This window comes from Luteimonas sp. A482 (genome assembly GCF_054072655.1).
This window is the reverse complement of sequence record NZ_JBSVRO010000005.1, coordinates 67,260-93,855: the sequence shown is the minus strand read 5'-3', so window position 1 is coordinate 93,855 and position 26,596 is coordinate 67,260. Positions and strand designations below refer to the sequence as shown.

Below are 26,596 nucleotides of genomic sequence, written 5' to 3'. Positions count from 1 at the left end.
GTGGCAGCGCGGGGCGGGGCGCTGCGCCGGTGGGAGATCCCTCACTGCGTTCGGGATGACAATAGGTGATGACCTGTCATTCCGAACCTGCGCAGCGGGTGAGGAATCCGAAGCCGCGAGGGAGCCGGAACAGTCCAGGTCACACCGACAGTGCAATCCGGGACGGATGCCGTTCACCACTCAGTGCGAATCGCCCGCGACCGTGTCGCCACTTCCACCCACCAGGAAATCCAGGTCCGCGCCCAGGTGCGCCTGCTGCACGTGGTCGACGTAGAGCTTGCTCCAGCCGCGGGCAGGCGGCGCGGGCGCCGTCCACGCGTCGCGGCGACGCGCCAGCTCCGCATCCGGCACGTCCAGGTGCAGGCGCCGACCGGGCACGTCGAGCTCGATGAAATCGCCCTCCTGCACCAGCGCCAGCGGGCCACCGGCCGCGGCTTCGGGCGAGACATGCAGCACGACGGTGCCATAGGCCGTGCCGCTCATGCGTGCATCGGAAATGCGCACCAGGTCGGTGATGCCACGGCGCAGCAGCTTCGGCGGCAGCGGCATGTTGCCGACCTCGGCCATGCCCGGGTAGCCGCGCGGGCCGCAGTTTTTCAGCACCATCACCGAGTGCTCGTCGATCTCCAGCGCCTCGTCGTCGATGCGTGCCTTGAAGTCGTCGATGTCCTCGAACACCACCGCGCGGCCGCGATGCTGCAGCAGCTGCGGCGAGGCCGCCGAGGGCTTGATCACCGCGCCATCGGGCGCCAGGTTGCCGCGCAGCACGGCGATGCCGGCCGCTGCGCGCACGGGCTTGGCCAGCGGCCGGATCACGTCGAGGTTCCAGCAGGGCACGTCGGCGATGTTTTCGCCCACCGTGCGCCCGTTGGCCGTCAGCGCATCCAGGTCGAGGTATCCGGCGATCTCCCGCAGCACGCTCGGCAGGCCGCCCGCATAGTAGAAATCCTCCATCAGATACTCGCCAGCCGGCTTCAGGTTGACCAGGCAGGGCAGCGCCGAGCCGAGCTCGTCCCAGTCGTCCAGCGACAGCGGCACGCCGAGCCGCCCCGCGATCGCGAGCAGGTGGATCACCGCATTGGTCGAACCGCCGATCGCCGCGTTGGCGCGGATTGCATTGGCGAAGGCGTTGTAGGTGAGCAGCTTGGACATGCGCAGGTCCTCGCGCACCATCTCCACGATGCGCCGGCCGGACAGGTGCGCGAGCCGGAAACGGCGCGAATCCACCGCCGGAATCGCCGCGTTCTCCGGCAACGACATGCCCATCGCCTCGACCATGCAGGCCATCGTCGAAGCTGTGCCCATGGTCATGCAGCTGCCCTTGGAGCGCTGCATGCAGGCCTCGGCCTCGGTGAATTCTTCCTGGCTGAGGGTGCCGGCGCGCACCATCTCCGACATCTCGATCACGCCCGTGCCCGAGCCCACCGGCTTGCCGCGCCAGTTGCCCGACAGCGACGGCCCGCCGGACACGCCGATCGTCGGCAGGTCGACGCTGGCCGCGCCCATCAGCAGCGCGGGCGTGGTCTTGTCGCAGCCCATCAGCAGCACCACCCCGTCGATGGGGTTGGCGCGGATCGATTCCTCCACGTCCATCGACGCGAGGTTGCGGAACAGCATCGCGGTCGGCCGCATCTGGGTCTCGCCCAGCGACATCACCGGAAACTCCAGCGGGAAGCCGCCGGCCTCGTACACGCCGCGCTTGACGTGCTCGGCCAGCTCGCGGAACGAGGAGTTGCAGGGCGTCAGCTCCGACCAGGTGTTGCAGATCCCGATCACCGGCCGGCCGTCGAACATCTCGTGCGGCAGGCCCAGGCCCTTGAGCCAGCTGCGGTAGTAGAAACCCTGCTTGCCGTCGCGGCCGAACCACTGCTGGCTGCGGCGCGCTGGCTTGCCTGGAGCGCTCATGCGGTCGCGGATCCTGCCTGGGGTGAGGGAAATGACCGGGCGCGGCGGGAAGCCGCGCCGGTCGTCTGCCTCGGCGATGCTAGCCGGCGGACACATGCAAGGAAAATAACAATTGCAGGGGTATCGATATGCGTCCTGGTATGGATGCCGGGTGCGCGAGCGCCGCGCACCGCGACAGTCTGGTCCCGTCATTGCTGGCGGAGCGAGGAATCCCGGGAAATCAGCGCCGCAGATTGACCGGCCTTGCCGTTGTAAAGCTCTTCTCGCTGCGCTCGAAATGACAATCGGGATGTTCCTCAGCCGCCGCTTGCAGCCCCGTCACCGGCGTACACCTGCGCGGCCAGCTCCCGCAGCGTTGCCAGCGCGGTGCGGGCGCCGGGCGAGAGCAGCCAGTCGGTGCGGGTGATGAAGCCGAACGAATCCATCCGGCACGACAGATCCACCGGCAACTGCTTCACCATCCCGTAGCCGGCGTAATGGCGCGCCACGTCCACCGGCACCACGGCCAGGTGGTCGCTGCCCTGCAGCAGGCGCGGCACCAGCACCAGGGCGGCCGTGCCGATCACCTGGCGCGGCGGCTGCAGGCCCGCGTTCTGGAACATCAGCTCGAAGCGGTGGCGCAGCACGCTGCCCTCCGGCGGCACCACCCAACTGGCCTTGGCCAGCTCAGCCAGCCCCGGCGTGCCGCCCGCCAGCAGCGGATGGTCGGGCCGGGCGATCGCGCACACGTCCTCCTCGGCCAGCGGCTCATACTGCAGGTTGCGTTTGTCGTGGCGTGGGAACAGGCGGCCGATCATCAGGTCGATGCGGTTCTGCGCCAGTTGCTCGAGCAGCACGTCGCTGCTTTCCACCATCACCGACACGCGCAGGTCCGGGTGGTCGCGGTGCAGCCGCGCCAGCGTGGGCGGCAGCAGGGTCATGGCCGGCCCGGCGATTGCGCCGATGGTCACGTTGCCGGCGTGGCCGGCCTTGAGCGCCTCGATCTCGGCCCCGGCCTCGGCCAGGCTGGCCAGCGCGATGCGGCCGTGGCGGATCATGCTTTCGCCGTACCAGGTCGCGCGCATGCCGCGCGGCAGGCGCTCGAACAGCGGCACGCCGATCAGCTCCTCCAGGTCCTTGAGCAGCTTGGACGCGGCCGGCTGCGACATGTTCAGCGTTTCGGCCGCGCGGTGGATGTTGCCCTGCTCCTCGATCGCGATCAGCAGCATCAGCTGGCGCGTCTTCAGGCGCGCACGGACAAACCAGGGAGGGCTGGGCACGGCAGGACTCCTATATCGGCATCGATATCGATTATCGCTATTTTTGTATTTGTTGCATATCCGTGCCCCGACCAGAATGGGCACGGCCGAGGACGCCGCAGATGCGCCCGGCCGACGACCCGCGTGGCTGCGGGAAGGATCACGCATCCGCGGAGGGGCGATGCAGGACCAGAAGCTGTCGGTGCTCGAGAAGGTCGGCTTCGGCGCCGGCGACATGGCGGTGAACGTCGTCATCTCCTCGATGATGTTGATCATCACCTTCTTCTACACCGACGTGTACGGGCTCAAGCCCACCGACGTCGCCCTGCTGCTGATCGTGGTGCGCATGTTCGATGCCGTCACCGACCCGCTGATGGGCCTGGTCACCGACCGCGTCGAGACGCGCTGGGGCCGCTACCGCCCGTACTTCCTGGTGTTCGCGATCCCGTTCGGCATCTCGGTGTTCCTGGTGTTCACCACGCCCGACGCCGACTACGGCGCCAAGCTGGCCTGGGCCTACGCGACCTACCTGCTGGTCACGCTGTTCTTCACCGTGGTCACGATTCCCTACATCTCGCTGATCGGCGTGCTCACCGCCGATCCGAAGGAGCGGCTGTCGGCCAACGGCTATCGCCTGTTCTTCGCCAAGGTCGCGGCCTTCATGGTGACCATCCTGGTGCCGGTGCTGGCCGAATCCTGGGGCCGCGGCAACCTCGCCGAGGGCTACCGCTGGGCGATGGGGCTGATGGGGCTGATGGCGACGCTGCTGTTGCTGCTGTGCTTCTTCACCACCACCGAGCGCATCCGCCACCACGTCGACCGCACGCCGCTGCGGCAGCAGGTGCGGCTGCTGCTGCGCAACGACCAGTGGCTGCTGCTGTGCGCGGTGTGCGTGATCGGCACCATCGGCTACGTGGTGCGCGGCTCGGTCGCGGCCTACTACGCCAAGTACTACCTCGGCGGCGACGCGAAGATGCTGTCGGCCTTCCTGGCCACCGGCGTGGGCGCCGCGATCCTGGCGATGGTGGCCTCCACCTGGATCACCAAGCGCTGGTGCAAGGTGGCGATGTTCCGCTGGTCGCAGCTGGCCGTCGGCGTGCTGAGCGTGGCGATGTACTTCCTGGTGCAGCCCGGCGACGTGGCGCTGGCCTTCGTGTTCTATTTCCTGATCTGCTTCGTGGTCGACCTGCACGCACCGGTGTTCTGGTCGGCCATCGTCGAAGCGGTGGACTACGGCCACGCCAGGAGCGGCCGGCGCGTGGCCGGACTGGCGATGGGCGGCATCTCGTTCTGCCAGAAGGCCGGCATGGGCGTGGCCGGCGCGATTGTCGGCATGCTGCTGGGCGGGTTCGGCTATGTGCCCGACCAGCCGCAAACGCCGCATGCGCTCAACGGCATCGCGCTGATGCTGACCATCATTCCCGGCCTGTTCCACGCGCTGATGGGCGGAGTGATGTTCTTCTACCGCATCACCGACGAACGCTACCGCCAGATCCGCGCGCAGATCCTGTCCGACGCGCCGGCAGCGTGATGGGCGCAGCAGGGAGTCCCGCATGAAGCTCCGCAACCCGTTCATCCTCAATCGTGCAGATCCGCATATCAGCCTGCACGATGGCCACTACCACTTCACCGCCTCGGTGCCCGAGTACGATCGCATCGTGCTGCGCCGCGCGCCGACCCTGGCGGGACTGGTCACCGCGGAAGAGAGGGCGCTGTGGGCCGCGCCCGCAAGCGGACCGACGTGTTCGCTGGTCTGGGCGCCGGAGCTGCACCGCATCGGCGGCGCCTGGTTCATCTACTTCGCAGTCGCGCCCTCGCGCGAGATCAGGGACGAGCTGTTCCAGCACCGTATGTACGCGCTGCGCTGCAGGGCCCAGGACCCGATGCAGGGCGAGTGGGAACTCGCCGGCCACGTCGACAGCGGCATCGACGCCTTCTGCCTGGACGCCACCAGCTTCAAGCACCGCGGCGTGCAGTACTACCTCTGGGCGCAGAAGCATCCCGACATCCCCGGCAACTCCAATCTCTACCTCGCGCCATTGCGCGACGGCCTGCACATCGAGGGCGAGCCGGTGCTGCTGACCAGGCCCGAGTTCGACTGGGAAGTGCAGGGTTTCCTGGTCAACGAAGGCCCGTCGGTGCTGATCCGCCACGGCCGTGTGTTCGTCACCTATTCGGCCAGCGCCACCGACGAACGCTACGCGATGGGCCTGCTCTGGGCCGATGCCGACGCGGACCTGCTCGACCCCGCCAGCTGGCACAAGGCGCAGACACCGGTGTTCACCAGCAACATCGAGGCCGAGGTGTTCGGTCCCGGCCACAACAGCTTCACCGTCGCGCCGGACGGCGTCACCGACCTGCTGGTCTACCACGCGCGCAACTACACGCAGATCGAAGGCGACCCCTTGTGGAATCCGGACCGCCACACGTGCCTGCATCCGCTGCAATGGGACGCCGACGGCATGCCGGTATTCGGGCGGCCGCTGCGCGAAGTGGAGATCCCGGGGGCGGCAGGATGAGGCGGCTGCTGCAGCTGGCGATGCTGGCGTTGGCCTGCATGCTCGCGCTGCCCGCGTGCGCGCAGGACGTCCGCCCCAACAACGACGACATGATGGAAAGCCCGCCGGTCGCCGCGCCGCGCGAAGGCTACTGGGCCGACGTGCTGGCGCACGACCCGGTGATGATCCGCCAGGGCGAGACCTGGTACGCATTCGTCACCGGCCCGGGCATCACCGTCTACAGCTCGAACGACCTCGAGACCTGGAAGGCCGAGCCGCAGGTGTTCGCGGAGATTCCCGCGTGGGCCTACGACATCGTCCCCGGGTTCAACGGCCACATCTGGGCACCGGACATCTCGCACCACGACGGCACCTGGTACCTGTACTACTCGATCTCCAGCGGCGGCAAGAACACATCCGCCATTGGCGTGGCCACCAACACCACGCTCGATGCGTCCGATCCCGCGCATCGGTGGGTCGACCACGGCATCGTGTTGCGCTCGGTGCCGCATCGCGACATGTGGAACGCGATCGACGCGAATCTCGTCGAGGACGACGACGGCACGCCGTGGCTGGCCTTCGGCTCGTTCTGGGGCGGGCTGAAGCTGGTCAAGCTGCGCGAGGACCGCCTGCGCCCCGCCGAGCCGCAGCAATGGCACACGCTGGCCAAGCGCGCGCGCTCGATCCTGGTCGACGACGCCGAGCCCGAGCCCGGCGCGATCGAGGCGCCGTTCGTGTTCAAGCGCGACGGCTGGTACTACCTCTTCGTCTCCTGGGACCACTGCTGCCGCGGTGCGAAAAGCGACTACCGCATCATGGTCGGCCGCTCGCGCACGCTCACCGGCCCCTACCTCGATCGCGACGGCCAGCGCATGGACCAGGGCGGCGCCACCGAAGTCCTGCGCGGCACCCCGCGCTGGCCCGGCCCCGGCCACAACAGCGCCTACAGCTTCGAGGGCAGGGACTACCTCGTCTTCCACGCCTACGACGTCGAGGACGGCGGCTTGCCGAAGCTCAAGGTGTTGCCGATGACGTGGGATGGAGAAGGCTGGCCGGTGGTGGATCCGGCGCCGCTCCTGCGTTGATCCGGAGCCGGCCCCGGCCCGATCCGCGCGACGCGCCGCTGTTCTCCCTCCCCTTCAAGGGGAGGGCCGGGGTGGGGATGGTGTGCTGCCCGCCACGCCCGCAGCTGGCGGGTCCGGCCAATCACACCATCCCCTCCCAACCCTCCCCTTGAAGGGGAGGACTTGAAGCACGCTGATGCCGGCACCGGGCATTGTTCCCTTGCAGTCGCCGGGCGTAGCCTGCGCGCAGGACTGCGCCTGCACACCCGGGCGGCGCAGCACGCCCCCGCCGTTCCGTGAGCCCGAGATGTCGCCTTCCCCAAGCCGCAAGGCCAGCTTCCTGCCCAGCCTGCTGCGCACCAAGTCGATCGAACAGACCATTGCCGATGCGGCCGAGCCGGGGCGTGAGCTCAAGCGCTCGCTCACCGCCTGGGACCTGATGATCCTGGGCGTGGCGGTGGCGGTCGGGGCGGGCATCTTCTCGGTGGGCGCGCGCGCGGCGGGCAGTTTCGCCGGTCCCGCGGTGACGCTGTCGTTCCTGCTGGCCGCGCTGGCCTGCGCGCTGGCGATGATGTGCTACGCCGAGTTCGCCTCCAGCATCCCGGTCGCGGGCAGCGCCTACACCTACACCTACGCCACGCTTGGCGAATTCCTGGCCTGGATCATCGGCTGGGACCTGATCCTGGAACTGCTGACCGCCGCCGCGGTGATCGCCAAGTACTGGGGCATCTACCTGGCGATGGTGTTCGAGCTGTTCGATGTCGACATACCGACCACCGTCGACGTGGCCGGGATCGGCCTGGACTGGGGTCCGCTGTTTATCGTCGCGGTGTTCACCGGGCTGCTGATCCTCGGCACCAAGATCTCGGCGCAGGTCAACAACGTGTTCACCCTGATCAAGGTGGGGATCGTGGTGTTCGTGATCGTGGTGGGCCTGACCTACTTCGACCCGGCCAACCTCAAGCCTTTCGTTCCGCCGGCCGTGCCCACGCAGGGCGGCGATGGTGACGTGTGGGCGCAGTCGCTGCTGGCCTGGGCCACCGGCGCGGAGCCGGCGAAATACGGGCTGGCCGGCGTGCTGTCCGGTGCGGCGCTGGTGTTCTTCGCCTTCATCGGTTTCGACGTGGTCGCGACCTCGGCCGAAGAGGTCAAGGACCCGCAGCGCACCCTGCCGCTGGGCATCTTCGGTGGCCTGGCGCTGGTGACCCTGCTGTACGTCGGCGTCGCGCTGGCATTGACCGGCATGGTGCCGTACACGCTGCTGGCCGAAGCCGAGAACCCCTCGCTGGCCACGGCCTTCGTCGCGGTCGGCGCGGGCTGGGCGGCGCAGGTGATCTCGATCGGCATCCTGGTCGGCCTGACCACGGTGATCATGGTGCTGCTGATGGGACTGTCGCGGGTGCTGCTGGCGATGAGCCGCGACGGCCTGCTGCCGCGCTGGCTCAGCGTCACCTCGCAAACGCGCAAGACCCCGGTGCGCCTGCAGCTGATCACCGGCGCGGCGGTTGCGCTGCTGGCGGGCTTCACCCAGGTCGAGATCCTGGAGGAGATGATCAACATCGGCACGCTGTCGGCCTTCGTGCTGGTGAGCCTGGCGGTGGTGGTGCTGCGGCGCACGCGCCCGGACCTGCCGCGTGCCTATCGCGTCCCGTTCTCGCCGGTGCTGCCGATCATCTCGGCGCTGCTTTGCTTCTACCTGATGCTCAACCTGACCACGCTGACCTGGGTGCGGTTCGGGGTGTGGCTGGTGCTGGGCGCGGCGGTGTATTTCATCTACGGGCGGCGTCATGCGCGGGTGGGGCAGGCGGGCTGAACGTGTCGCGCTGGCCGTCGCCGTTCAAAACAGATACCGGATACCGACGTAGACCGAGCGCGGCTCGCCCGCCTGCAGGATGGCATCGTCCAGGCGGGCCCGGTCGCGCACGCTGAAGCTGCCCACGTACTTCCGGTCGAGCAGGTTCCTGGCCTCGGCAAACAGTTGCCAGCGCTCGCGCTCGATGCCGGTGCGCAGGCCGAGCAGGGCGTATCCGCCCACGCGGTAGCTGTTGGCGAAGTCCGCGTAGCGCGAGCCGACCAGGTCGAAGGTCGGTCCGGCGAACAGGCCGCCCCGATGTCGGTACACCAGTTCGCCGCGGATCGCGTAGTCGGGGGCGGCGGGCAGGGTGTTGTCGCCATGGAAGCGGTCGCCGTCGAACGAGAACGCGTTCCACGTCGCGCTGAGCAGCGGTTCGATGCGGTGCGTGCCATTGCCGATGGCGAAGCTCGCGCCAAGCAGTGCCTCGAGGCCGGCGTGCACGGTACGGTCCACGTTGGACGACAGGCTGGTGCCCGGCGCCGCCGGATCGTCCACCGACAGGATCTCGTCGCGGATGCGCGCGTAATACAACGACACGTCCCAATGCCAGCGCGCCGCATCCAAGGACAGCGCGGTCTCGCCGCGCACGCCGACTTCCAGCACCGCGCCGTGCATCGCATCCAGGGTCGCGCCGTCGCCGCGCACATCGTCCTCCAGCTCGAAAACCGTGGGCGCCTCGTACAGGCGGCTGGCGCTGGCGAAGGCCTCGCTGCCGGCGCCCAGCGCGTGGATCACGCCCACACGCGGGTTGAAGGCGGTGTAGTCGCGGCGCGGGTTGCGCACGGTGCCGGTGGCCAGGTCCGTGCTGCGCACGTCGCGGCCGGTGAGCACGCCCTGCGCGCCATAGACCATGGTCCAGTCGGGCGCGATCGCCCAGCGGTCCACCACGAACAGCTCCACGCTGTCGGAGCGGTTGTCGATGATGCCGGTCTGGCCGTTGCGCATGCCGCCGGCATTGCGATGGTCGCCGCCCTGTTCGCGGGTGTCGGCCAGGTTGATGCCGGCAAGGACGTCGTGCTCGCCGATTCGTGCGCTGTAGCGGACCATGCCGGCGAGAGTGCGCTGGTCGGTGGTCTTGAGCAGGCTGAAGACCTCCACTGGCGGGGCGGGGCCGGGGCCATCGAAATCGACCATGACCTTGTCGACGATGGGGTGGTAGAGATGCTGGCCCTCCCTGGACAGGCCGAAGTCGAGCCTGCGGTCCGTGGCCGGGCTCCAGCTGCCCCTGGCAGCCAGCCGGCTGGTTCGCACGTTGAGCTGGTAATGGCCGCTGATGGCCGAGGGATTGGGTTGGAACCGGTCGGCGTCGAACTGCGCGCGGCTCAGGCCGCCGGCGAGTTCCTCCTCGCTGTCCAGGTAGGTGGCGAACACGCGCAGATCCAGCGCCGGGGTCGCGCGCCAGCCGGCATTGGCGTAGAGGCCGGCGCGGTCCTGTCGGCTGTGCCCGCGATAGCCGTCGCGGCCGGTGCCTTCCAGCATCGAGGTCGCCCGACACGCCGCCGGCCGTCAGCCGGCCGCGCCACACGCCGTGGCTGCCAACGGTGGCGGCCAGTTGCCGTGGAGCGCTGTTGCGCGCGGTGGGCGAGATGAAATCGATCGCGCCGCCGAGCGTGCTGGCGCCATGGGTGAGCGCGTTGGCGCCGCGGGCCACCACGACATGGCGCGCCGCGACCGGATCCAGGAACCGGTTGTGGTTGTTGCCGTCGGCCGTGGTGACCGGCAGCCCGTCCTGGAACAGCTTGATGCCATTGCTGTCATAGCCGGTGGCGTCGAGGTTGGAGCCGCGGCTGGAGATGAACACGGCATCGCCACCGGTACTGCTCTCGATCCAGACGCCCGGCACATAGCGCAGCGCGTCGGCGAGGTGGCCGACAGACCGGCGCTGGAAGGTCTCGCCATCGACGACGGTCACCGCACCGGGCGTCAGCGCCCGCTCGGCGTGCAGCGGGTCGCGAGTGCCCTGCACTTCGATCGCATCGAGGGTGGTGGCCCGGGGTTTGGCGCCGGCAGGCGGGGGCGGATCCGCGAACGCGGGAAGGGAAACAGACAGCACGACCAGGACGGCCGCGCACAGGCGCGGCGCGCGCGGCGCCGGGCAGAGGGGAATCGACATGTTGGCTCCAAGGCACAAGGACGCGACGCGAAGGTCGCGCGGGCGGATGGCTTGTGGCTCAGGACAGGAGCGGCGGGCCTTGCGAACCAAGGCCGCGAAGGTTGCGCAGCGGCCTCGCGATCCGCGTGCAGCGTCGCAATGCGGGCAGTTGCGCCGCCCACAACAGCAGCGCGAACAAAAGCGCCAGCACCAGCGGTGCCGGCGTGGTGAGCGCGCAATAGCCGCAGGCATCGTCGTCCGCCGTCGGCAGGTTCGCAGGCTGCTCCACGTCGCCCACGAAGGGCGAGACGTCGATCAACTTCATGCCCGCCTTGGTGCACATTTCCATCAGGATCAGTGCGCCATCCGGCATCGAGGCGGCCAGCACGCGGCTGACGGCCGGCGCGGCCACGGCCAGCAGCATGGCTACGAGGGCGAGCAGCGCCATGTGCCTGGAGAAGGGCGTCGACCGGTTCATGCGGGCGCCAGTATAGGCACGTGCCCCGGCACGTCGCAGGCCGGGAAAGCAGCGGCGCGCCGCCGCCGGGTCGTTGGCGGCGCGCCGTCCGCTCACGCGGCTACGACCTCCGCGCGCAGTCTCCGCGCCGCCTCCACCATGGCTTCAAGCGCGGCGCGGGCTTCCCGCCAGCCACGCGTTTTCAGGCCACAGTCGGGGTTGACCCAGATCTGCTCGGGCGCGAGCACTGCCTTCGCCTTGGCCAGCAACCTGCCCATCTCGGCATGGTCGGGCACGCGCGGCGAGTGGATGTCGTAGACACCAGGCCCGATCTCGTTGGGGTAGCGGAACTTCACGAACGCGTCCAGAAGCTCCATGCGCGAGCGCGATGTTTCGATGGAGATCACGTCCGCGTCCATCGCCGCCACCGCCTCGATGATGTCGTTGAACTCCGAGTAGCACATGTGCGTGTGGATCTGGGTCTCGTCCTCCACGCCCGATGCGGCGATGCGGAAGCACCGCACTGCCCAGTCGAGGTATTCCTGCCACTCCGCGCGACGCAGCGGGAGGCCTTCGCGCAGGGCAGGTTCGTCGACCTGGATGATGCCGATCCCGGCAGCCTCCAGGTCCAGCACCTCGTCGCGTAGGGCCAGCGCGATCTGCTGGCAGGTCTGCGCACGCGGCTGGTCGTCGCGCACGAACGACCACTGCAGCACCGTCACCGGTCCGGTCAGCATGCCCTTCATCGGCCTGTCGGTCAGCGACTGCGCATGGCGCGACCAGCGCACCGTCATCGGCGCCGGCCGGCTGACATCGCCGAAGATGATCGGCGGCTTCACGCAGCGCGAGCCGTAGCTCTGCACCCAGCCGCTGCCGGTGAATGCAACGCCGTCGAGCTGCTCGCCGAAGTATTCGACCATGTCGTTGCGTTCGAACTCGCCGTGCACCAGCACGTCCAGGCCGATCTCCTCCTGCACCCGCACGCAGCGCTCGGTTTCAAGCGCTATGAAGGCGTCGTAGTCCGATTCGCTCAAGCGCCCCGATCGCAGCCCGGCCCGTGCATCGCGCACCTGCTTGGTCTGCGGGAACGAGCCGATTGTGGTGGTGGGGAACAGGGGCAGGTCGAAGCGCTGTCGCTGTGCGACCCTGCGCTGGACGTAGGGTGAGCTGCGCCTGTCCACGGCCGCGCCCATCGCTGCGACACGATCGGCAACCTCCGGCCTGTGGACCCGGGGCGATCGCCGTCTGGCTTCGATCCGCTCGCGCGCCAGCGCCAGCGACGAGTCGGCCGACACCAGCCCGTTCAGCGCATCGGCCAGCACGCGCAGCTCCTCGAGCTTCTGCCGCGCGAATGCAAGCCACCTGTGGAGGTCGGCAGGCAGCGAACGTTCCAGCGTCACGTCGAGCGGGCTGTGCAGCAGCGAGCAGGACGGGGCGACCTGCAGTCGTTCGCCGCCGCGCCGGTCGTGGGCGCGCCGCGCCAGCGCCAGTGCCTGGTCCAGGTCCGTGCGCCAGACGTTGCGCCCGTCCACGAGGCCCAGCGACAGCACGCGGTCGGCTGGCCAGGCGTCCAGTACCGCGTCAAGCTGCTCCGGTGCGCGGACCAGGTCGACGTGCAGGCCCTCGACGGGCAGCGAGCACGCCGTCACCAGGTTGTCGCCCAGCGCGCCGAAGCACGTCGCCAGCAGCAGCCGCGGCCGCGACACCCGTGCCAGCGTGGCATAAGTGTGGCGATAGGCGGCCTGCTCCGATGCGTCCTGGTCGAGCGCCAGGCAGGGCTCGTCGATCTGCACCCATTCGGCGCCGGCCTCGCGCAGCTTTCCGAGCAGGTCGGCATATGCGACAACCAGGTCGGGCAGCAGCTCCAGCCGGTCGCCGCCATCGACAGATTTGGACAGCAGCAGGAAGCTCACCGGGCCGAGCAGGACAGGGCGCGCCTTCGCTCCGGCCGCCTTCGCTTCCAGGAACTCTGCAATGGGCTTGTCGCCACGCAGGCGGAAGGTCTGCCCGGCCTCGAGTTCGGGCACCAGGTAGTGGTAGTTGGTGTCGAACCACTTGGTCATTTCCAGCGCCGGCAGGTCCAAGTCTTCCGTCTGCAGGCCCCGCGCCATCGCGAAGTAGGCCTGGAGCGGGTCGGCGTCGGCCAGCGCGCGGTAGCGGGCGGGAATCGCGTCGAACAGGAACGCGGTGTCCAGCACGTGGTCGTAGAGCGAAAAATCGTTGCAGGGCACGGTGTCCGCGCCTGCGGCATGCTGCAGCTGCCAGTGGCGAAGGCGCAGCGCCTGCGCCTGGTCCTGCAATTCCGCGGCGGACGTATCGCCCCGCCAGAATGCCTCGACCGCGCGCTTGAGCTCGCGCCTGGCGCCGATGCGGGGAAATCCCAGGTTTGTCACGGTGGTCATGGTGCTTGTCCTCGATTCGGAGTGAACGAAGAACGAAGGAACCGCGCAGGCTCCCCACGACACGGCAGGCGCCCACGCCAGCGACCTTCGCCCCCTCGGGCGAACCGGTACCGTCGGACATGCGCGGACTTCCATGCCAGGTCGGGCATGGGCTTCCCGCGCACCCTTCGGGCGCCAGGTCAGACAGGGATCGCTCCCTGGCCGAGGCAGGTCTTCGGGCTCGTGGACCCGGCCGGCCGAAGCCGTCCACCTACTGCCCGCCGCTTCCCGGTCCGCCAGGACCAGTGCTTGTGGCGAGGGTCGTTTCCACACACCGCTGCGGGGCAGCGCCGGAATGGGGCCCCGAAGGCCCGCACCGGACTTCCCAATTAAATATATCTCTCTATCGCAATAGAGAGATATATACCTTCGGCGGGCGCAACGTTACCCCGCTGCACGTGCCCGGTCAATCATCAGTGGGGCCGCCTGCCTGGAGCGACCGCCGCCGGAAGCTGCGGAACGGCAGCCGGGACCGGAGGCCGCCGGGGGCGTTGGCGCAGCAACCTGATCGGCCAGGCATGGAACGCGTGCGCGACTGCCGTCATCGCGCCAGCAGGCGCTTGGTCCAGTCCAGCAGCACCAGCGGCAGGCGCTCGGGCGTCGACAACAGGGCGTAGTGGCCCGGTCCGAATACCTTGGGCAGGTAGCCCGGGGCCTGCAGGTCCACCGTCAGGCAGAACGGGAAGACGCCCTGCAGCCGCGCTTCGGTGACCGACTGGCGCATGTCCTCGACGCCAAACAGGCCGTCGTAGCGGTCGGCGTCGTTGGGCTTGCCGTCCGACAGCATCAGCAGCAGGCGATGCTCGGCGGGTTGGCGCATCAGCAACGCCGTCGCATGGCGGATGGCGGCGCCGGCGCGGGTGTAGTTTTCCGGTTCAAGACCGGCGATGCGCAGCGCCACTTCCTGCCCGTACGGCTCGTCGAAGTCCTTGAGCATGCGCATGATCACGCCGTGCGGGCCTTCGCCTGAAAACGACATCACGCAGAACGGTTCGCCCAGGCCCTGCAGGGCCATGCACACCAGCAGCAGCGCCTCGCGTTCGACGTCGATGACGCGCCGGCGATCGCCGATGAAACCGTCGGTGGAGCCGCTGGCATCGACCAGCAGGCAGACCGCGATGCTGCGCCGGCCCGGCCGCCGTGCCTCGTACAACCCTTCGCGCAGGAAGCCGCCCGCGCGCAGGTCGGCGCGGCCTTCCACGCAGGCGTCGATGTCGATGTCCTCGCCGTCGCTCTGCCGGCGCAGGCGCACGCGTTCGGGCCGCAACGCCTCGAACTGGCGGCGAATGCCGTCCAGGTGTGAGCGGTGGCGGGCGAGCGTGGCGTCGATCCACGCGGGATCGCCGTGCACCGGCGCGATCAGGCGCACCGTGGTGCCGTGTTCGATGTAGGACGCGTCCGCATGATTCCATTCGGGATAGCGGAAGCGCGCGTCGCCTTCGCCGTCGCCCTTGAACTCGAGTATTGCGCGACTGGCCGGCGGGTCGTCCGACAGCAGCACTTCGCGCGGCGGGTCGGGCGCGGCGATCATGCGCGTCGATGCCAGCTCCGAGAGCATGTCGCCGTATTCGTCGGCGCTGGTCTCGTCGTCGCGATCGACCGGTCGCTGCAGGCCGAAGGGATCCTCGGCGACCTCGTGCGGGGCGTCCTGCTGGATCATCCACACGCCGGGCTCGCCTGGCTTGTCCTCGTCCTCGACCGCATCGCGCCCTTCGGGCCGGCGCTCCATCCGCGCGCTGCGCACCGGCCGGTCGTCGTCGACCGCGGACGGCGCGCCGTCGACGAGGTGGGCGGTGGCGCCGCCGGTCGTGCGCAGTTCACCGGTCCACCAGTCACGGTACAGCGGCATCGGCCCGAGCCGACGCGATTCGGCGGCGCTGATGGACCACTCCCGCAGCAGCCGTTCCGCCTGTGCCAGGGAATCCCCGACCGCATGAGCCGCTGGCGTGGGAGACGACGCCAGATCGCGCTCCAGGATGTCGCGCACCAGCCGCTCCAGCGGCTGTCGTGCCGGCGCGAAGTCGGCCAGGGGTGGCCGAGCCGCAAGCGCCAGCCGGCGCAGTCGTCGCAGCGCCGGCACCAGTCCGGGGAACGACCGTGCGATGTCGTCCTCGGCGGCCTGCGCCTCCAGCACCAGCGCGGTGTCGCGCAGCAGCGCATCACGCTGCTGGACGATCGCCTGTGCGTTGCCGCGCATGGCCCGGCGCGCCTGCTGCATGGCCATCGCGCGATACAGCTCGGACGCTTCCACCGCGTCGCAGGTATCCAGGTGCGTGGGCAGCCAGATGGTGTCGCCGCTGGTGGCCGGCAGTGCCTGCCGGTGGCGTGGATACGCAGGCGCGTGGAACAGCCGGTGCAGCAGGGTCGGCCGCGCCGGGGGCAGGGCGACCCGCATCGGAAGGCTGGTGCCGCAGGCGGCCGACAGCAGCAGGTCCAGGCGCCGCGCCAGCGATGCCAGCGCTATGGGTGCGTCGGGCTCGCGCGCGTAATGCCGGCGCCAGGTGTCGCGGATGAATACCGTCGCATGTCGCGCTGCATCGACGACGACGTCTTCGGCTTCGGCCATGTCGGCCGGCCTAGGGGAACATCGCGTCGACGAGTTCGCGCATCGCGCCGAGCAGGGTTGGATCGTCGCTCAGCGGCGAGATCACCGCCGCGTTGCAGGCCTCGCGCACGCCGATGCCGCTGGCGACCAGGCGACCGGCGGCGATCAGCAGCCGCGTGCTTGGCACCTCGGCCAGCCCGCGATCGCGCAGCGAGCGCACGCGCACCGCCAGCTCGACCAGCGCGACCGCAGTGCCGCGGTCCACGCCGCTCTCGGTAACGACAATCGCCGCTTCGGCCGGCGGTTCGGGAAAGCCCAGCTCGATCGCCACGAAACGCTGGCGCGTGCTCGGCTTGAGGTCCTTGAGCATGCGCTGGTAGCCGGGGTTGTACGAGATCACCAGCTGGAATCCGGGCGCCGCTTCGAGCGTCTCGCCGGTGCGGTCGATCGGCAGCATGCGGCGGTAGTCGGTGAGCGGATGCAGCACCACGATGGTGTCCTGGCGCGCTTCCACCACTTCATCGAGGTAGCAGATCGCGCCCTCGCGCACGGCGCGGGTCAGCGGGCCGTCCTGCCACACGGTGTCGTCGTGGCGGATCAGGAATCGGCCAATCAGATCGCTCGCGGTGAGGTCGTCGTGGCAGGCCACCGTGATCAGCGGACGACCCAGTCGCCACGCCATGTGCTCGACAAAACGCGTCTTGCCGCAGCCGGTCGGCCCCTTGAGCATCACCGCAAGCCCGCCGGCGTGGCACTGCTCGACGATTTCGACCTCGTTGCCGGTGGGCAGGTAGTACGGCCCCGCCTCTGCCCTCACGTGCCCATCCACCCGTCAGCGTTCCACGCGTACCGTTGGCTCGCCATCAACCGCATGGTCGGCAACCACCTCGAAGTGCGGCCGGTGCCGGAAGAAGTCGAAGATGAACATCGCAACGCCGGTGGCGAAGACCGTCGCGGTCAGGATCAGCATCAGGAAGTGGACCTGGATCTTGAGCTGGGCATCGAGGTAGCCCATGCCCATGATCCGCTCCAGATAGACCTGTGCGATGCCTGCGGTGCCGAACGACAGCGTCATGCCGAACATGCCCGACACCTGCAGCCAGAACGCCCAGTAGCCCAGCGGCGAATAGCTGTTCTGCGGGCGGTTCGTCAGGCTTGGCAGCGCGTAGGTGATCATCGCCATGATGATCATCGCGTAGGCGCCGTAAAACGCCGAGTGCGCGTGCATCGCGGTGATCAGCGTGCCGTGGGTCCATTTGTTCACGCTGGGCCAGGTGTGCGCCAGCCCGAGCAGGCCGGCGCCGAACAGGGCGAAGATCGCGCTGCCGATGGTCCAGTGCAGGGCCAGCACGTTCGGGTGCCGCACGCCGCCGCGACGCATCGCCGCATAGGCGTAGATCGCCATCGCGGCCAGCGCCAGCGGCTCCAGCGCGCTGAAGAAGCCGCCGATTGGCAGCCAGATCTGCGGCACACCCACCCAGTAATAGTGGTGCGCGGTGCCAAGGATGCCGGCGAAGAACACCAGGCCCACGATCACGTACAGCCACTTCTCCATCACCTCGCGATCGATGCCCGACAGGCGGATCAGCAGGTAGGCCAGGAAGCCGGCCATGATCATCATCCATACGCCCTCGACCCACAGGTGGATCGTCCACCAGCGGTAGAAGATCGACACCGTGTAGTTCTCGTAGTGCAGCAGCGCGGGGATATACAGGATCGCCGACAGCGCAAGCCCGCCGATCAGCACGCCCTCGGTCGTGGTCAGCCGCCCCGACCTCTTGATCGTCATGCCGATGTTGTAGAGGAACATCAGCATGCAGATGACGATGACGATCTTGTGCGGCAGCGGCTGCTCGAGCAGCTTGTTGCCCGTGCCGTAGCGGAACACGTAGCCGATGACGGCGGTGACGCCCATCAGCGTCCACAGCCCGAGCTGCCAGTACGCGAGCTTGGTGCTGTACAGCTCGGTGCGCGACTCGTCCGGCACCATCCAGTAGGTGGCGCCCATGAAGCCGGTCAGCACCCACACGATCAGCAGGTTGGTGTGGATCGTCTTGGTGACGTCGAACGGCAGGATGTACAGCAGCGGATCGGGGCCCAGGTACTTCGCGGCCGACAGCAACCCGAACACGATCTGCAGCCCGAACAGCACCATCGCCACGGCGAAGTACCAGTAGGCGACCGATTGGGACTTGTAGCGCATGTGGAAATCTCCTGGTGCCGGCGTCGTGCGCCCGCCAGTGCTACTTCAGCGTTGCAAGGTAGGCCACGAGCTGGTCGATCTGTTCATCGCCCAGCGCCTCGGCATAGGTGTCGGGCATGAACGACACGCCGGCGGCCGAGAACATGTCGCCCGGAACCACGTGCGCGCTGGGCTCGACGATCGATTCGCGGATGTAGCCCTGCACGTCGGTCGCGCTGCCGGTGTAGGTCGGCGAGGCCAGGGTGAGTTCGGCCCGTTCGATAATGCCGGCCATCGACGGCCCGGCCAGCTGCACGCCCGGTTGCAGCGAATGGCATGCAGTGCACACCGGCACCGCGGTGCGGAACAGGTGCTCGCCAATGGCGCGCGGATCGCTGTCGGCGGTGACCGGCCGCACGTCCTGGGCCTGCGCGACGCCCTGGGCCGTGCCCTGCGCGGCCACGTTGACGGCGCCGCCGACGACCAGGATCGGGCGCGGCGGCCAGCCCTGGTTGTCGACCTTCGACACCCAATCGAGGAACTTGACCAGGTTTGCGATCTCCACTTCGCTCAGGTTCTGCGTGGGCATCAGTCGGCGATGGCGCTGCTCGTCGTAGAACTTCGAGGGATCGCGCATGTAGGCCTTCAGGTAGGCCTCGCCGCGATGCTGCGCGATCTTGGTCAGGTCGGGCGCGTAATAGGCGCCTTCGCCGAACAGGGTGTGGCAGTTGATGCAGTTGTACTTGTGCCAGACATCCTTGCCGTGGGTGACTTCCGGCGTGATGTTCTGCGCATTGGTGAGCTCACCGAAGCGCATGTGGCTGTGGATGGTCAGGCCAATGAAAGCAACGGCGGCGAGGCCCGTTGCGACGATGGCGAATATCCGTGACTGCCGCTTGTTCATGCGTCCTTTCCTCAGACGGCGATCGAGGGCCAGTAGGAGATCGCGGTGTAGCCGGCATAGACCACTGCCACCGCCATCAGCAACAACACCAGCATGCCGACCCAGCGCACGGGTGAAACCAGACTGGTCGCTTTCATTGGACTGCTCCCCGCAGGTGCCGATGGGCCATCCTAGTGACCAACTGCGTCAGTTGCCAGCCCTTTCTGGGTTGTGTGGCGCAGCGGCGCGGCGCGAAGAGGCGCATCATGGAAGGCGCACGCATTGAAGATGCTCAGGGCTGCGGGCCGCACTGCGCGGCTTCGACCCGATAGCGGGCGTCCACTGTACGTCTTCACTCAGTGCTATCGCCCACGGACCATGATGTCGTGGTCATCTACCTAAGGAGAACCGCCATGAACATGAAAATCACCGGCCTGAGCCTCGCCTGCGCGCTCGCGCTGGCCGCCTGCGGCGACAAGTCGGCACCGCCTTCCTCGGCCCCGGATGCGCCTGCGACGACGCCGGCTCCGGTCACCGAGCCCGCCGCGCCCGCAGCCGAAATGCCTGCTCCGGTCGCCACCCCGGCCCCTGACGCAAGCACCGCACCTGCCGCTGACGCGGGCACCGCGCCCGCCGACGGCAAGGCCGAGGCCGTGGTCAGCAACTGCAGCACGACCATCGAAGGCAACGACGCCATGCAGTTCAACGTCGGCTCGATCACCGTGCCCTCGTCGTGCAGCGAGTTCACGATCAACCTCAAGCACGTCGGCAAGCTGCCGGTGGCGGCCATGGGCCACAACGTCGTGATTGCCGCGGCATCCGACCGTGCAGGCATCTCCGCCGAAGGTGTGTCGGCTGGCGCGGACGGTGGTTACCTCAAGACAGGCGACGCCCGCGTCATCGGCCACTCCGACCTGATCGGCGGCGGCCAGACCACCTCGGTCACCTTCGCGGTCAGCAAGATCCAGGGCGCCGGCCCGTATGAGTTCTTCTGCAGCTTCCCCGGCCACTGGGCGGTCATGCACGGCCCGATCAAGGTCGGATAAGCGCGACACGCTGTACGTTCTTCGTACTTGGTACTTGGTACTTCGACGGCGCGGCTGCCATTGCAGCTGCGCCGTTTGTTTTGGCGGGCCCTGAGCCGTCGTCTCCGCGCAGGCGGGGACCCAGTGCAAGGGAACGCCCGACGGTTGCCCGTAGTTCTTCGCCTTCGGCTGGTGGTCGTCCCGGGCAGGGGGTTGCTCCCCGGCTCGGTCAGCCCGCTGCGCGGTCCGGACCGGCGCAGCGCGCCGGGCGTTCGCACGGACGCGCGGCAGTGCCGCGCAAGCGTCCGTGCTCACCCACGGCTGACTCGCCGCCGCAGCGCATCCATGCGCTGCTTTCCGCAACTCCCAGCCCGGGACGACCATCGCCCAGTCACCGGCGTGACTTCGAGGCAGCCATCGAAGCATCGCAGCGGGAGCAGCAGAGAGCGTTCCCGGCCGACAGGGCGTGGCGTCCGGCCGAAGCCAGGAGGGGCCGTGGCCCATGCATGAAGTCGGGAACCGGCGCGACAGGACCCGGACCCATTGCATGGAGTGGATGACCGCTTCGCCGGATTCGTGACCCCACTGCATCCAACGGTACAACTGCATTGAGCCGGTCCAACTCCCGTCCGGTGACTCGACGACGGCCTCGCTGGCCCCGGCAACCCGATGGCCAGGTCGCTGGACTGTCGGGGGGAAGAACCAAGAAAAAGCCCCCCCTGAGAGGGGCTTGCTGACGGCCTAGTTCCGCGGATCCGCAATTATCCGGGCGGGCGAACCATATAGAATCAACACCCGTTGCCCCAAGTGCAGCGCGGGGTCGGCGCCTTGTACGACGGTCATCATGTTGCCGTTGCTGGTCTCGACCACGTACTCGATACCGCTCGTCGCGGAGGCACTGCGTTCGACGGCCGCGCCCGCAATCGCGCCGACAACCAGCCCGCCGATAGCGCCGACCGCTCCAGCCGCGTCGCTCCCCCCAATCTGCGAGCCGGCAACTGCTCCAGCCGCGCCGCCTGCCATCGCGCCGCCCCCTCTTGAACCGTCGATCGAGACGGTCCGAGCGCTCACGATCACACCACCAACTGTACGATTCACTTGGCCCACGGCACCGACCGAATAGCTATCGGGCCTCACATTTGGAGCGCACGCAACGAGCGTGCAAGCTATTGCGGCCGCCGCCAAGATCGATTTCATTCGGCACCTGTTGTCCGGCTGCTGGGGAACATGGGCTTGCTGACATCGATCGTTGCCAAGGCCTGGAGGAATTGGGCGATGTTGTTCTGCACGGAGCGGTTGATGGATTCACGCGCTCGAATCACTCCGGCGAAGGCGTATCCAGCAGGCACAAGTCCTTCCGCGAAAATGTCCTGGGTATAGATGATCGCGCCGGTTTCGCGGTCGATAATTTCGTAGCGCGCGCCAGTCTTCGTGGTCATCGAAGCACCGAATGCAGGTACGTCCAACTCCAGAACCTTCACCGACACGCTCACTTTCCTGGGCGAATTGTCGCTGAAGATGGCCATGCGGTTGAGGGCTTCTGTCAGGGCCGATTCCCACATCTGGGGAACCTCGTGCTGTGCAGCGGCAGGAATCTTCCCCTTGGCTTCGTCGGGACGGGCGAGGGATACGGTAAGGGAGCGCATGTCCGCATCGAGCTTGTGCTGGGCCACTCCTACGTTGGGAACGGAGAAGTTCAGTGGCGGATTCGAAGCGCAGCCAGTAATGGCGATCGCAAACGCGATCGCGACGATGATTCTTTTCATTGTCTCCCCTTTGGTATCACGGCACACGGTGTGCCGCTAGTCGGTTATCGGCAATATCGCCGAACTCTGGAGCGTTATGGTTCCATTGGCACCCGGGCTCCGGGCCGTTGCCTCAGGCAACCTCAAACCTGCCGTCCTGCTCGTGTGCACGTCCAAGTGTCGGGGTGTCATCGTCCGGAGCGGCGAGCTTGTGCTGTTCGGGTGTGCGAGCGCTGCGGTTCTAGAACTCGGGTCGCAGCCAGCGAACGTGGCCGCGGGTGTCGGCTTGCGCCGCGTCGAGGGCGACCAGGCGTTCGAGCACGGCGTCGAAGGCGCTGAGGGCGTCCTCGCGGGTATGGACTTCGGCGGGGGCGTCGATCCGGATTGGCATCTTCCTCATGGCACGCCGTCCTTCGCATTTTTCCTCGGTGACATGCATTGCCCGCAATGCGTGGCTCGCCGCTTGAACCGAGCATGCAGCTCGCGTCGCGGGAGTTCCAGATCGATCGAACAGAACTTGATGTACGCACCGGTAGTAAAGCCGCCGATCTTGTCGCTGGACACGGCACGATGGGACGCGCGGTGGATCATCGGGTACTGGGCCACATTGTCCGCCCGATCGGCGTTGGCGACGTAACCGGCAGGGTGGCGGGCGACCCAGGCGAGATATTCGGACTCGCGGTTATCGAACATCTCCACTTCGCTGGCGCGCGTCATTGCATTGGCACTCCGACGTTCAATGCTGCTGCGATGGCGGCGGCATCCTCTCGCTGCCGGAACAGGTACATGAGCCGGCAGGAGCCGAGTTCCCTTTCGAGTTCCTGCATCCGCACGGGGTGGTTGCCGAACCGGAACCTGCGCGCAGCTGTGGCGGCAGGTACCTCGTAGACGCCGTAGCTGCGGGGCGTGGTCAATGGACCATCGGGCTTCACCGCTGCGGGTGGGATCGCGCGGCTGACGATCTGGCGGATGTCCTGTGTTGCAGAGTCCGTCTTCATGCGCTGAATGCTCCCTCCTGTTCCTGCGCGCGGCCCAGTGCCACCAGCATGTCCAACAGCCTGGGCAGGCGCTTCTTCCAAGGCCCGCGCGCGGTGAAGCGCGCGGCGATTTCGTCCAGCGTGAGCGTCACCGGGCTGGCGGACAGCACTTCGGCAACAGCGCGCACCTGGTCCAGCGTGTCCTTTGGCCAGGGCTGGGGCTTGCCCGGCAGCGCCGGCGCGGTCGCGGCCTCGTCCGAGCCGCCTTCGCCATCGTCGTCTTCGCGTCCGGTGGCGAGGCGGCCCTGTGCCGGCGCGTGTTCGCGCCCGCGTGCCGGGTCCTGGAACTCCGGGCGCAGCCAGCGGATGTGGCCGCGGGCTTCCTCGGCGGCACGCTCGGCGTTGAGCGCGACCAAGCGTTCGAGCACGGCGTCGTCGAAGGCGCGCCTCGCGTCTTCGCGGGTCTGGCCTTCGACGGGGGCATCGTTGCCGTGGGCGATACGCAGCAGGGGCAGCAGGTCGCCCCAGCCGTAGGCGTGCAACACGGCGGCGTCGAGTTCGTCGTGCAGCTGGCGCAGCACGGACACCAGGCCCTGCTCGTGGAAGGTGCGTTCCTTCGCGGTCAGCGGCTCGCCGCTGCGCAGTTTCTCCAGCACGTTGTACATGCCGGTCAGGGTCAGGCCGGGATGCGCGGCCTGCTGGCGCTTGCGGTGGGCGTCGAGTTGTTCGGCGAGGTTGCGGATGCGGTCGGAGGGGTATTCGCCGTAGGTTTCGGTCTTGCCGGGGGTCCCGTCCGGGTTGTCGAGGGCCACGCCGATGGGGCCGCCGAATTTGTCGGCGGCGTGGAGGTCGGGGAAGGGGAAGGGGTCAAAACAACGGGTCTTGTTGTATCTGGGGTCGTTGCCTACGCCGAGTCGTGCGCCTGCGGCCAATGCCCAAGAGACATGGACTTGGCTCGAAAGAATGCCTAGGGTCGCGGCATCGTCGGACGCGATGCAGACGATTGAGTGGTCTGCAAGAAAATCGGCATCCAGAAACTGGAATGGCCGGTGCTTAGATGTTTCTGTGGTGACTATGTAGCGGGAAAGACCGCGCAAAGCGGTCCGCAGTAGCGGCCGTTCCCATCCAAACCGCCACCACAACCGCTTCAACGCCTCCCGATTGTTCTGGTCTCGCTCCGGCTTCACGTAGTCAATGACGTGCTGGAACGCGGCCGGGTTGGCAGCGAGCGCTTCCTGCTCCAATAGCCCGAAGAAGTCGACGATGTAGCGCTCGCGGGCAACCTGTAGCAGGTCGCGACCCGCTAGATAAGGCTTGACGACGGACTCGCCGCTCGGTCGAATCCTGTTCGCGATGTCCGGCCTCAGGATGAAGCCCGATCCGTGCAAGGCGACGCCCATTCCGGCCAGGTTTCGGGTGGCTTGTAGAGTTGCGGCCGCTGCGACATTTGCGCCAACCCGGAGATCGGAGTGAATGAGGCCGGAGCGCTCGGTCAACTCGACGGTGATCTCTCCGTCACCACCCGGATGCTCTGCGGCCACCTCGACCAAGCGACCCGGGCGTGCCACGTTCGCGCCTACGGTCATGGAGATTCGTACAGCGGCGCCGTCAGTGCTGTCTACCCAAGGATGGTCCGGCAAGGCAAAAGTCAGGGTGACAGGAGTCTTCGCATCGAGTGCCTTGCGTAACACCTCCCGATTGAAGGTCTGGCGCAGGCTGTTCGTCGTGATGAAACCGAACCTCTCAAGATCGCCACGCGCGGTAAGAGTTGCCGCGTGATGCCACCAGTACATGACGAAGTCCGCCGAGTCCGGCACTTCGGGCCATGCGCCACGCAAGGACTCTACATACCCTTCGCCAAGCGCGGCCCTCATTCGTTTCGTACCAATAAACGGCGGATTCCCCACCACGAAATCCGCCTCTGGCCACGCCGCCTTGCGCGGGTTGAGATACCGCTCCACCGGCCTGCGCGCCGTTTCGTCCGGCACCGGCTCGCCGGTCACAGCGGAGGGCTTCATGGTCTCGCCATCCCAGCGCGTCACCGGCACGCCGCGTTCGTCGGTGACGTATTCCATGCCGTCATGCGCCAGCACAGCGTCGCGGTTTTCGATGTTGCGGAAGTCGCGGATCACCGGCTGCGGCGGGTGCACGCCGCCGCGGGTGCGGAAGTGCCACTGCAGGTAGCCGATCCACAGCACCACCTCGGCGATCGCGGCGGCGCGCGGGTTGAGTTCGATGCCCAGCAGGTTGTGCGGATCCACCGTTTCGCCCCCGGCGGTGTCGGCGCGCTCACCGTCCAGGGCAAGATCGGTTTGCCGATAGCTGAAGTCATCAAGAGCGGTCAGCACTTCGCCCTCCAGGCGCTTGAGGTGTTCAAGCGTGACGTAAAGGAAGTTTCCGCTGCCGCAGGCCGGGTCTAGGACCCGGATGTTGCATAAGCGCCGATGAAAATTTTTAAGCAGCGCAATTGATTCTGTTCTTATGCTGTCGCGCTGTCGCGCTGTCGCGCTGTCGCGCTGTCGGCCTCGTCGGCTTCGCCGACTTCGGCCGACAGCGTAAGAACAGCCGCCTGCACGTTGCTCCATTCGTTGCGCAGCGGCTCGATCACGGTCGGCAGCACCAGGCGCTCGACATAGGCGCGCGGGGTGTAGTGGGCGCCGAGCTTGTGGCGGTCCTTCGGGCTGAGCGCGCGTTCGAGCAGGGTGCCGAAGATGGCCGGCTCCACGTGCTTCCAGTCCGCGCGCGCGGCGTCCACCAGCAGGTCGAGCTGCGCCCTGTCGAGCGGCAGGGTGTCGGGCTGCTTGAACAGCTTGCCGTTGAACTTCAGCACCTCGCCGGCCAGCACCGGCGAGAAGCCGCCGGCGTCCATGTCGCACCAGAGCTGGGCCAGCATGCGCATGGCGACTTCGGGCTGTTCGCCGTGGCGGGTGAGCAGGTCGCGGAAGGCGTGCTCGGGCAGCAGGCGCACGTCCTCGGCAAACATGGTGAACAGGCAGCGCATCAGGAACTGGGCGACGGCCTCGGGTGCGTGGCCGGCCTGTTCGAGGCTGCGCGCAAGCTTCGCCAGGCGGTCGGCGATGTCGCGGGTAACGCGCGCCGACTCGCGGCTGGGGTCCAGCGACAGCGGCTCCAGCCAGATGCGGCGCAGGCGCTCGCGGATCTCCGGGCGGCGCAGGTCGTGCAGCGCGATGCGATGGCTGCGCGGGTCGGGGAAGGGGACGTAGGTGGCGCCGGAGCGGCTGAACTCCGAATACAGCTCGATGCGGTGGCCGACATCGACCACCACCACGAACGGCGGGCGGCCCTCGTCGGCGGGCAGGGCGCGGGCGTAGCCTTCCGCCTGGCTGCGCGCGCGCAGCAGGGCGTCGTCGAAGCCCTTGGTGTGCGCGCCTTGCTTCAGCTTCTTCGATTCAAGGACGAAGGCGCCGCGGCGGTACAGGTCGATGCGCCCGGCGCTGCTGCCGCCGTCGCCGTGGCGAAAGGTGATGGGCCGCTCGAACATGTAGTCCTGTTCGGGCGTCGGGTGCGGGACATCGACGCCGAGCAGGCGGCAGAGATCGATCAGGAAGCTCTGCGAGGTGGACAGTTCGGAGGCGGCGACGCCCTGCCAGCGGGTGATGAAGCTCTCTGCATCCGACACCGGGTTCCCCTTCCCCTCTGCGTCCTGCGGTCACGGGAGCATACGGCAG

At 67.9% G+C, this 26,596-nt stretch carries 22 protein-coding genes, 1 pseudogene and 1 riboswitch; of the genes and pseudogenes, 5 read left to right on the top strand and 18 right to left on the bottom strand.

The genetic code is table 11. The annotated features are described in order from the left end of the window. Positions 1-180: 180 nt before the first annotated feature. Positions 181-1,905, bottom strand: coding sequence for an IlvD/Edd family dehydratase (locus tag ACW5DW_RS14045; RefSeq protein ID WP_457019707.1), 1,725 nt, complete (start codon positions 1,903-1,905; stop codon positions 181-183). Between the two features lie 296 nt (positions 1,906-2,201). After that, positions 2,202-3,164 carry a LysR substrate-binding domain-containing protein gene (locus ACW5DW_RS14040; RefSeq protein WP_457019705.1) on the bottom strand — a complete coding sequence of 321 codons (963 nt, stop codon included), beginning with the start codon at positions 3,162-3,164 and terminating at the stop codon, positions 2,202-2,204. A gap of 160 nt (positions 3,165-3,324) precedes the next feature. On the opposite strand from ACW5DW_RS14040, the gene ACW5DW_RS14035 reads away from it, so the two are divergent. From ACW5DW_RS14035 to ACW5DW_RS14020, 4 genes are all read left to right on the top strand, one after another. After that, the gene (locus ACW5DW_RS14035; RefSeq protein WP_457019704.1) at positions 3,325-4,674 is read left to right on the top strand and encodes an MFS transporter; all 1,350 of its coding nucleotides are present in this window, start codon (positions 3,325-3,327) and stop codon (positions 4,672-4,674) included. A gap of 22 nt (positions 4,675-4,696) precedes the next feature. Beyond that, positions 4,697-5,662: a glycoside hydrolase family 43 protein gene (locus tag ACW5DW_RS14030; RefSeq protein WP_457019702.1), complete on the top strand. Its 966-nt coding sequence runs from the start codon at positions 4,697-4,699 to the stop codon at positions 5,660-5,662. After that, positions 5,659-6,726 carry a family 43 glycosylhydrolase gene (locus ACW5DW_RS14025; protein WP_457019700.1) on the top strand — a complete coding sequence of 356 codons (1,068 nt, stop codon included), beginning with the start codon at positions 5,659-5,661 and terminating at the stop codon, positions 6,724-6,726. Before ACW5DW_RS14030 ends, ACW5DW_RS14025 begins: the two co-directional genes overlap by 4 nt. Positions 6,727-7,012: 286 nt before the next feature. Further along, entirely contained in the window at positions 7,013-8,518 is a 1,506-nt protein-coding gene (locus tag ACW5DW_RS14020; protein WP_457019699.1) for an amino acid permease, read from the top strand. 24 nt (positions 8,519-8,542) lie between these two features. Here the strand turns inward: ACW5DW_RS14020 and ACW5DW_RS14015 are convergent, their stop codons facing one another. The 9 genes and pseudogenes from ACW5DW_RS14015 to ACW5DW_RS13975 form a co-directional block, all read right to left on the bottom strand. After that, complete coding sequence (locus tag ACW5DW_RS14015) at positions 8,543-10,039, bottom strand: TonB-dependent receptor domain-containing protein (RefSeq protein WP_457019697.1); 1,497 nt, start codon at positions 10,037-10,039, stop codon at positions 8,543-8,545. A 178-nt stretch (positions 10,040-10,217) separates the two neighbouring features. Next, positions 10,218-10,673, bottom strand: a pseudogene (locus ACW5DW_RS14010) (TonB-dependent receptor plug domain-containing protein); the annotation flags it as partial. A gap of 58 nt (positions 10,674-10,731) precedes the next feature. Beyond that, positions 10,732-11,100, bottom strand: a complete 369-nt coding sequence (locus tag ACW5DW_RS14005; RefSeq protein WP_457019696.1) for a DUF2946 family protein — start codon at positions 11,098-11,100, stop codon at positions 10,732-10,734. Positions 11,101-11,222: 122 nt separating this feature from the next. Further along, positions 11,223-13,511 carry a 5-methyltetrahydropteroyltriglutamate--homocysteine S-methyltransferase gene (gene metE, locus ACW5DW_RS14000; RefSeq protein ID WP_457019694.1) on the bottom strand — a complete coding sequence of 763 codons (2,289 nt, stop codon included), beginning with the start codon at positions 13,509-13,511 and terminating at the stop codon, positions 11,223-11,225. Between the two features lie 188 nt (positions 13,512-13,699). Continuing rightward, positions 13,700-13,936: riboswitch (cobalamin riboswitch) on the bottom strand. A 155-nt stretch (positions 13,937-14,091) separates the two neighbouring features. Then, positions 14,092-16,116: a nitric oxide reductase activation protein NorD gene (locus ACW5DW_RS13995; RefSeq protein ID WP_457019692.1), complete on the bottom strand. Its 2,025-nt coding sequence runs from the start codon at positions 16,114-16,116 to the stop codon at positions 14,092-14,094. A 10-nt stretch (positions 16,117-16,126) separates the two neighbouring features. Further along, complete coding sequence (locus ACW5DW_RS13990; protein ID WP_457019691.1) at positions 16,127-16,912, bottom strand: AAA family ATPase; 786 nt, start codon at positions 16,910-16,912, stop codon at positions 16,127-16,129. 15 nt (positions 16,913-16,927) lie between these two features. Then, positions 16,928-18,298, bottom strand: coding sequence for a cbb3-type cytochrome c oxidase subunit I (locus ACW5DW_RS13985; RefSeq protein WP_457019689.1), 1,371 nt, complete (start codon positions 18,296-18,298; stop codon positions 16,928-16,930). A gap of 40 nt (positions 18,299-18,338) precedes the next feature. Then, positions 18,339-19,181 (bottom strand): c-type cytochrome, encoded by an 843-nt coding sequence (locus tag ACW5DW_RS13980; RefSeq protein WP_457019688.1) that lies wholly within the window; start codon positions 19,179-19,181, stop codon positions 18,339-18,341. 11 nt (positions 19,182-19,192) lie between these two features. Then, the gene (locus ACW5DW_RS13975; protein WP_457019687.1) at positions 19,193-19,318 is read right to left on the bottom strand and encodes a hypothetical protein; all 126 of its coding nucleotides are present in this window, start codon (positions 19,316-19,318) and stop codon (positions 19,193-19,195) included. 255 nt (positions 19,319-19,573) lie between these two features. On the opposite strand from ACW5DW_RS13975, the gene azu reads away from it, so the two are divergent. Then, positions 19,574-20,206 carry an azurin gene (gene azu, locus ACW5DW_RS13970; RefSeq protein ID WP_457019686.1) on the top strand — a complete coding sequence of 211 codons (633 nt, stop codon included), beginning with the start codon at positions 19,574-19,576 and terminating at the stop codon, positions 20,204-20,206. 720 nt (positions 20,207-20,926) lie between these two features. Here the strand turns inward: azu and ACW5DW_RS13965 are convergent. From ACW5DW_RS13965 to ACW5DW_RS13935, 7 genes are all read right to left on the bottom strand, one after another. After that, positions 20,927-21,208, bottom strand: coding sequence for a hypothetical protein (locus tag ACW5DW_RS13965; protein ID WP_457019684.1), 282 nt, complete (start codon positions 21,206-21,208; stop codon positions 20,927-20,929). Positions 21,209-21,378: 170 nt separating this feature from the next. Further along, positions 21,379-21,951 (bottom strand): UDP-N-acetylglucosamine acyltransferase, encoded by a 573-nt coding sequence (locus ACW5DW_RS13960; protein ID WP_457019682.1) that lies wholly within the window; start codon positions 21,949-21,951, stop codon positions 21,379-21,381. Between the two features lie 220 nt (positions 21,952-22,171). Further along, positions 22,172-22,330: a hypothetical protein gene (locus tag ACW5DW_RS13955; protein WP_457019681.1), complete on the bottom strand. Its 159-nt coding sequence runs from the start codon at positions 22,328-22,330 to the stop codon at positions 22,172-22,174. Further along, complete coding sequence (locus tag ACW5DW_RS13950; RefSeq protein WP_457019680.1) at positions 22,327-22,647, bottom strand: hypothetical protein; 321 nt, start codon at positions 22,645-22,647, stop codon at positions 22,327-22,329. The genes ACW5DW_RS13955 and ACW5DW_RS13950 overlap by 4 nt, the downstream gene beginning before the upstream one ends. Then, the gene (locus tag ACW5DW_RS13945) at positions 22,644-22,928 is read right to left on the bottom strand and encodes a hypothetical protein (RefSeq protein ID WP_457019678.1); all 285 of its coding nucleotides are present in this window, start codon (positions 22,926-22,928) and stop codon (positions 22,644-22,646) included. Before ACW5DW_RS13945 ends, ACW5DW_RS13950 begins: the two co-directional genes overlap by 4 nt. Then, positions 22,925-25,492: a class I SAM-dependent DNA methyltransferase gene (locus ACW5DW_RS13940; RefSeq protein WP_457019677.1), complete on the bottom strand. Its 2,568-nt coding sequence runs from the start codon at positions 25,490-25,492 to the stop codon at positions 22,925-22,927. Before ACW5DW_RS13940 ends, ACW5DW_RS13945 begins: the two co-directional genes overlap by 4 nt. Further along, positions 25,387-26,547 carry a type IIL restriction-modification enzyme MmeI gene (locus ACW5DW_RS13935; protein ID WP_457019675.1) on the bottom strand — a complete coding sequence of 387 codons (1,161 nt, stop codon included), beginning with the start codon at positions 26,545-26,547 and terminating at the stop codon, positions 25,387-25,389. The genes ACW5DW_RS13940 and ACW5DW_RS13935 overlap by 106 nt, the downstream gene beginning before the upstream one ends. Positions 26,548-26,596: the final 49 nt, after the last annotated feature.

Excerpts from the sequence above, each read along its gene's own strand:
- ACW5DW_RS13980 (WP_457019688.1), bottom strand. The coding sequence starts at position 19,181 with ATGAACAAGCGGCAGTCACGGATATTCGCCATCGTCGCAACGGGCCTC.
- ACW5DW_RS14035 (WP_457019704.1), top strand. The coding sequence starts at position 3,325 with ATGCAGGACCAGAAGCTGTCGGTGCTCGAGAAGGTCGGCTTCGGCGCC.
- ACW5DW_RS14020 (WP_457019699.1), top strand. The coding sequence starts at position 7,013 with ATGTCGCCTTCCCCAAGCCGCAAGGCCAGCTTCCTGCCCAGCCTGCTG.
- ACW5DW_RS13945 (WP_457019678.1), bottom strand. The coding sequence starts at position 22,928 with ATGAAGACGGACTCTGCAACACAGGACATCCGCCAGATCGTCAGCCGC.
- ACW5DW_RS14015 (WP_457019697.1), bottom strand. The coding sequence starts at position 10,039 with ATGCTGGAAGGCACCGGCCGCGACGGCTATCGCGGGCACAGCCGACAG.
- ACW5DW_RS14045 (WP_457019707.1), bottom strand. The coding sequence starts at position 1,905 with ATGAGCGCTCCAGGCAAGCCAGCGCGCCGCAGCCAGCAGTGGTTCGGC.
- ACW5DW_RS14025 (WP_457019700.1), top strand. The coding sequence starts at position 5,659 with ATGAGGCGGCTGCTGCAGCTGGCGATGCTGGCGTTGGCCTGCATGCTC.
- ACW5DW_RS14005 (WP_457019696.1), bottom strand. The coding sequence starts at position 11,100 with ATGGCGCTGCTCGCCCTCGTAGCCATGCTGCTGGCCGTGGCCGCGCCG.
- azu (WP_457019686.1), top strand. The coding sequence starts at position 19,574 with ATGAACATGAAAATCACCGGCCTGAGCCTCGCCTGCGCGCTCGCGCTG.
- ACW5DW_RS13950 (WP_457019680.1), bottom strand. The coding sequence starts at position 22,647 with ATGACGCGCGCCAGCGAAGTGGAGATGTTCGATAACCGCGAGTCCGAA.
- ACW5DW_RS14030 (WP_457019702.1), top strand. The coding sequence starts at position 4,697 with ATGAAGCTCCGCAACCCGTTCATCCTCAATCGTGCAGATCCGCATATC.
- ACW5DW_RS13960 (WP_457019682.1), bottom strand. The coding sequence starts at position 21,951 with ATGAAAAGAATCATCGTCGCGATCGCGTTTGCGATCGCCATTACTGGC.
- ACW5DW_RS13940 (WP_457019677.1), bottom strand. The coding sequence starts at position 25,492 with ATGGAGCAACGTGCAGGCGGCTGTTCTTACGCTGTCGGCCGAAGTCGG.
- ACW5DW_RS13955 (WP_457019681.1), bottom strand. The coding sequence starts at position 22,330 with ATGAGGAAGATGCCAATCCGGATCGACGCCCCCGCCGAAGTCCATACC.
- metE (WP_457019694.1), bottom strand. The coding sequence starts at position 13,511 with ATGACCACCGTGACAAACCTGGGATTTCCCCGCATCGGCGCCAGGCGC.
- ACW5DW_RS13995 (WP_457019692.1), bottom strand. The coding sequence starts at position 16,116 with ATGGCCGAAGCCGAAGACGTCGTCGTCGATGCAGCGCGACATGCGACG.
- ACW5DW_RS13985 (WP_457019689.1), bottom strand. The coding sequence starts at position 18,298 with ATGCGCTACAAGTCCCAATCGGTCGCCTACTGGTACTTCGCCGTGGCG.
- ACW5DW_RS13965 (WP_457019684.1), bottom strand. The coding sequence starts at position 21,208 with ATGGCAGGCGGCGCGGCTGGAGCAGTTGCCGGCTCGCAGATTGGGGGG.
- ACW5DW_RS13975 (WP_457019687.1), bottom strand. The coding sequence starts at position 19,318 with ATGAAAGCGACCAGTCTGGTTTCACCCGTGCGCTGGGTCGGCATGCTG.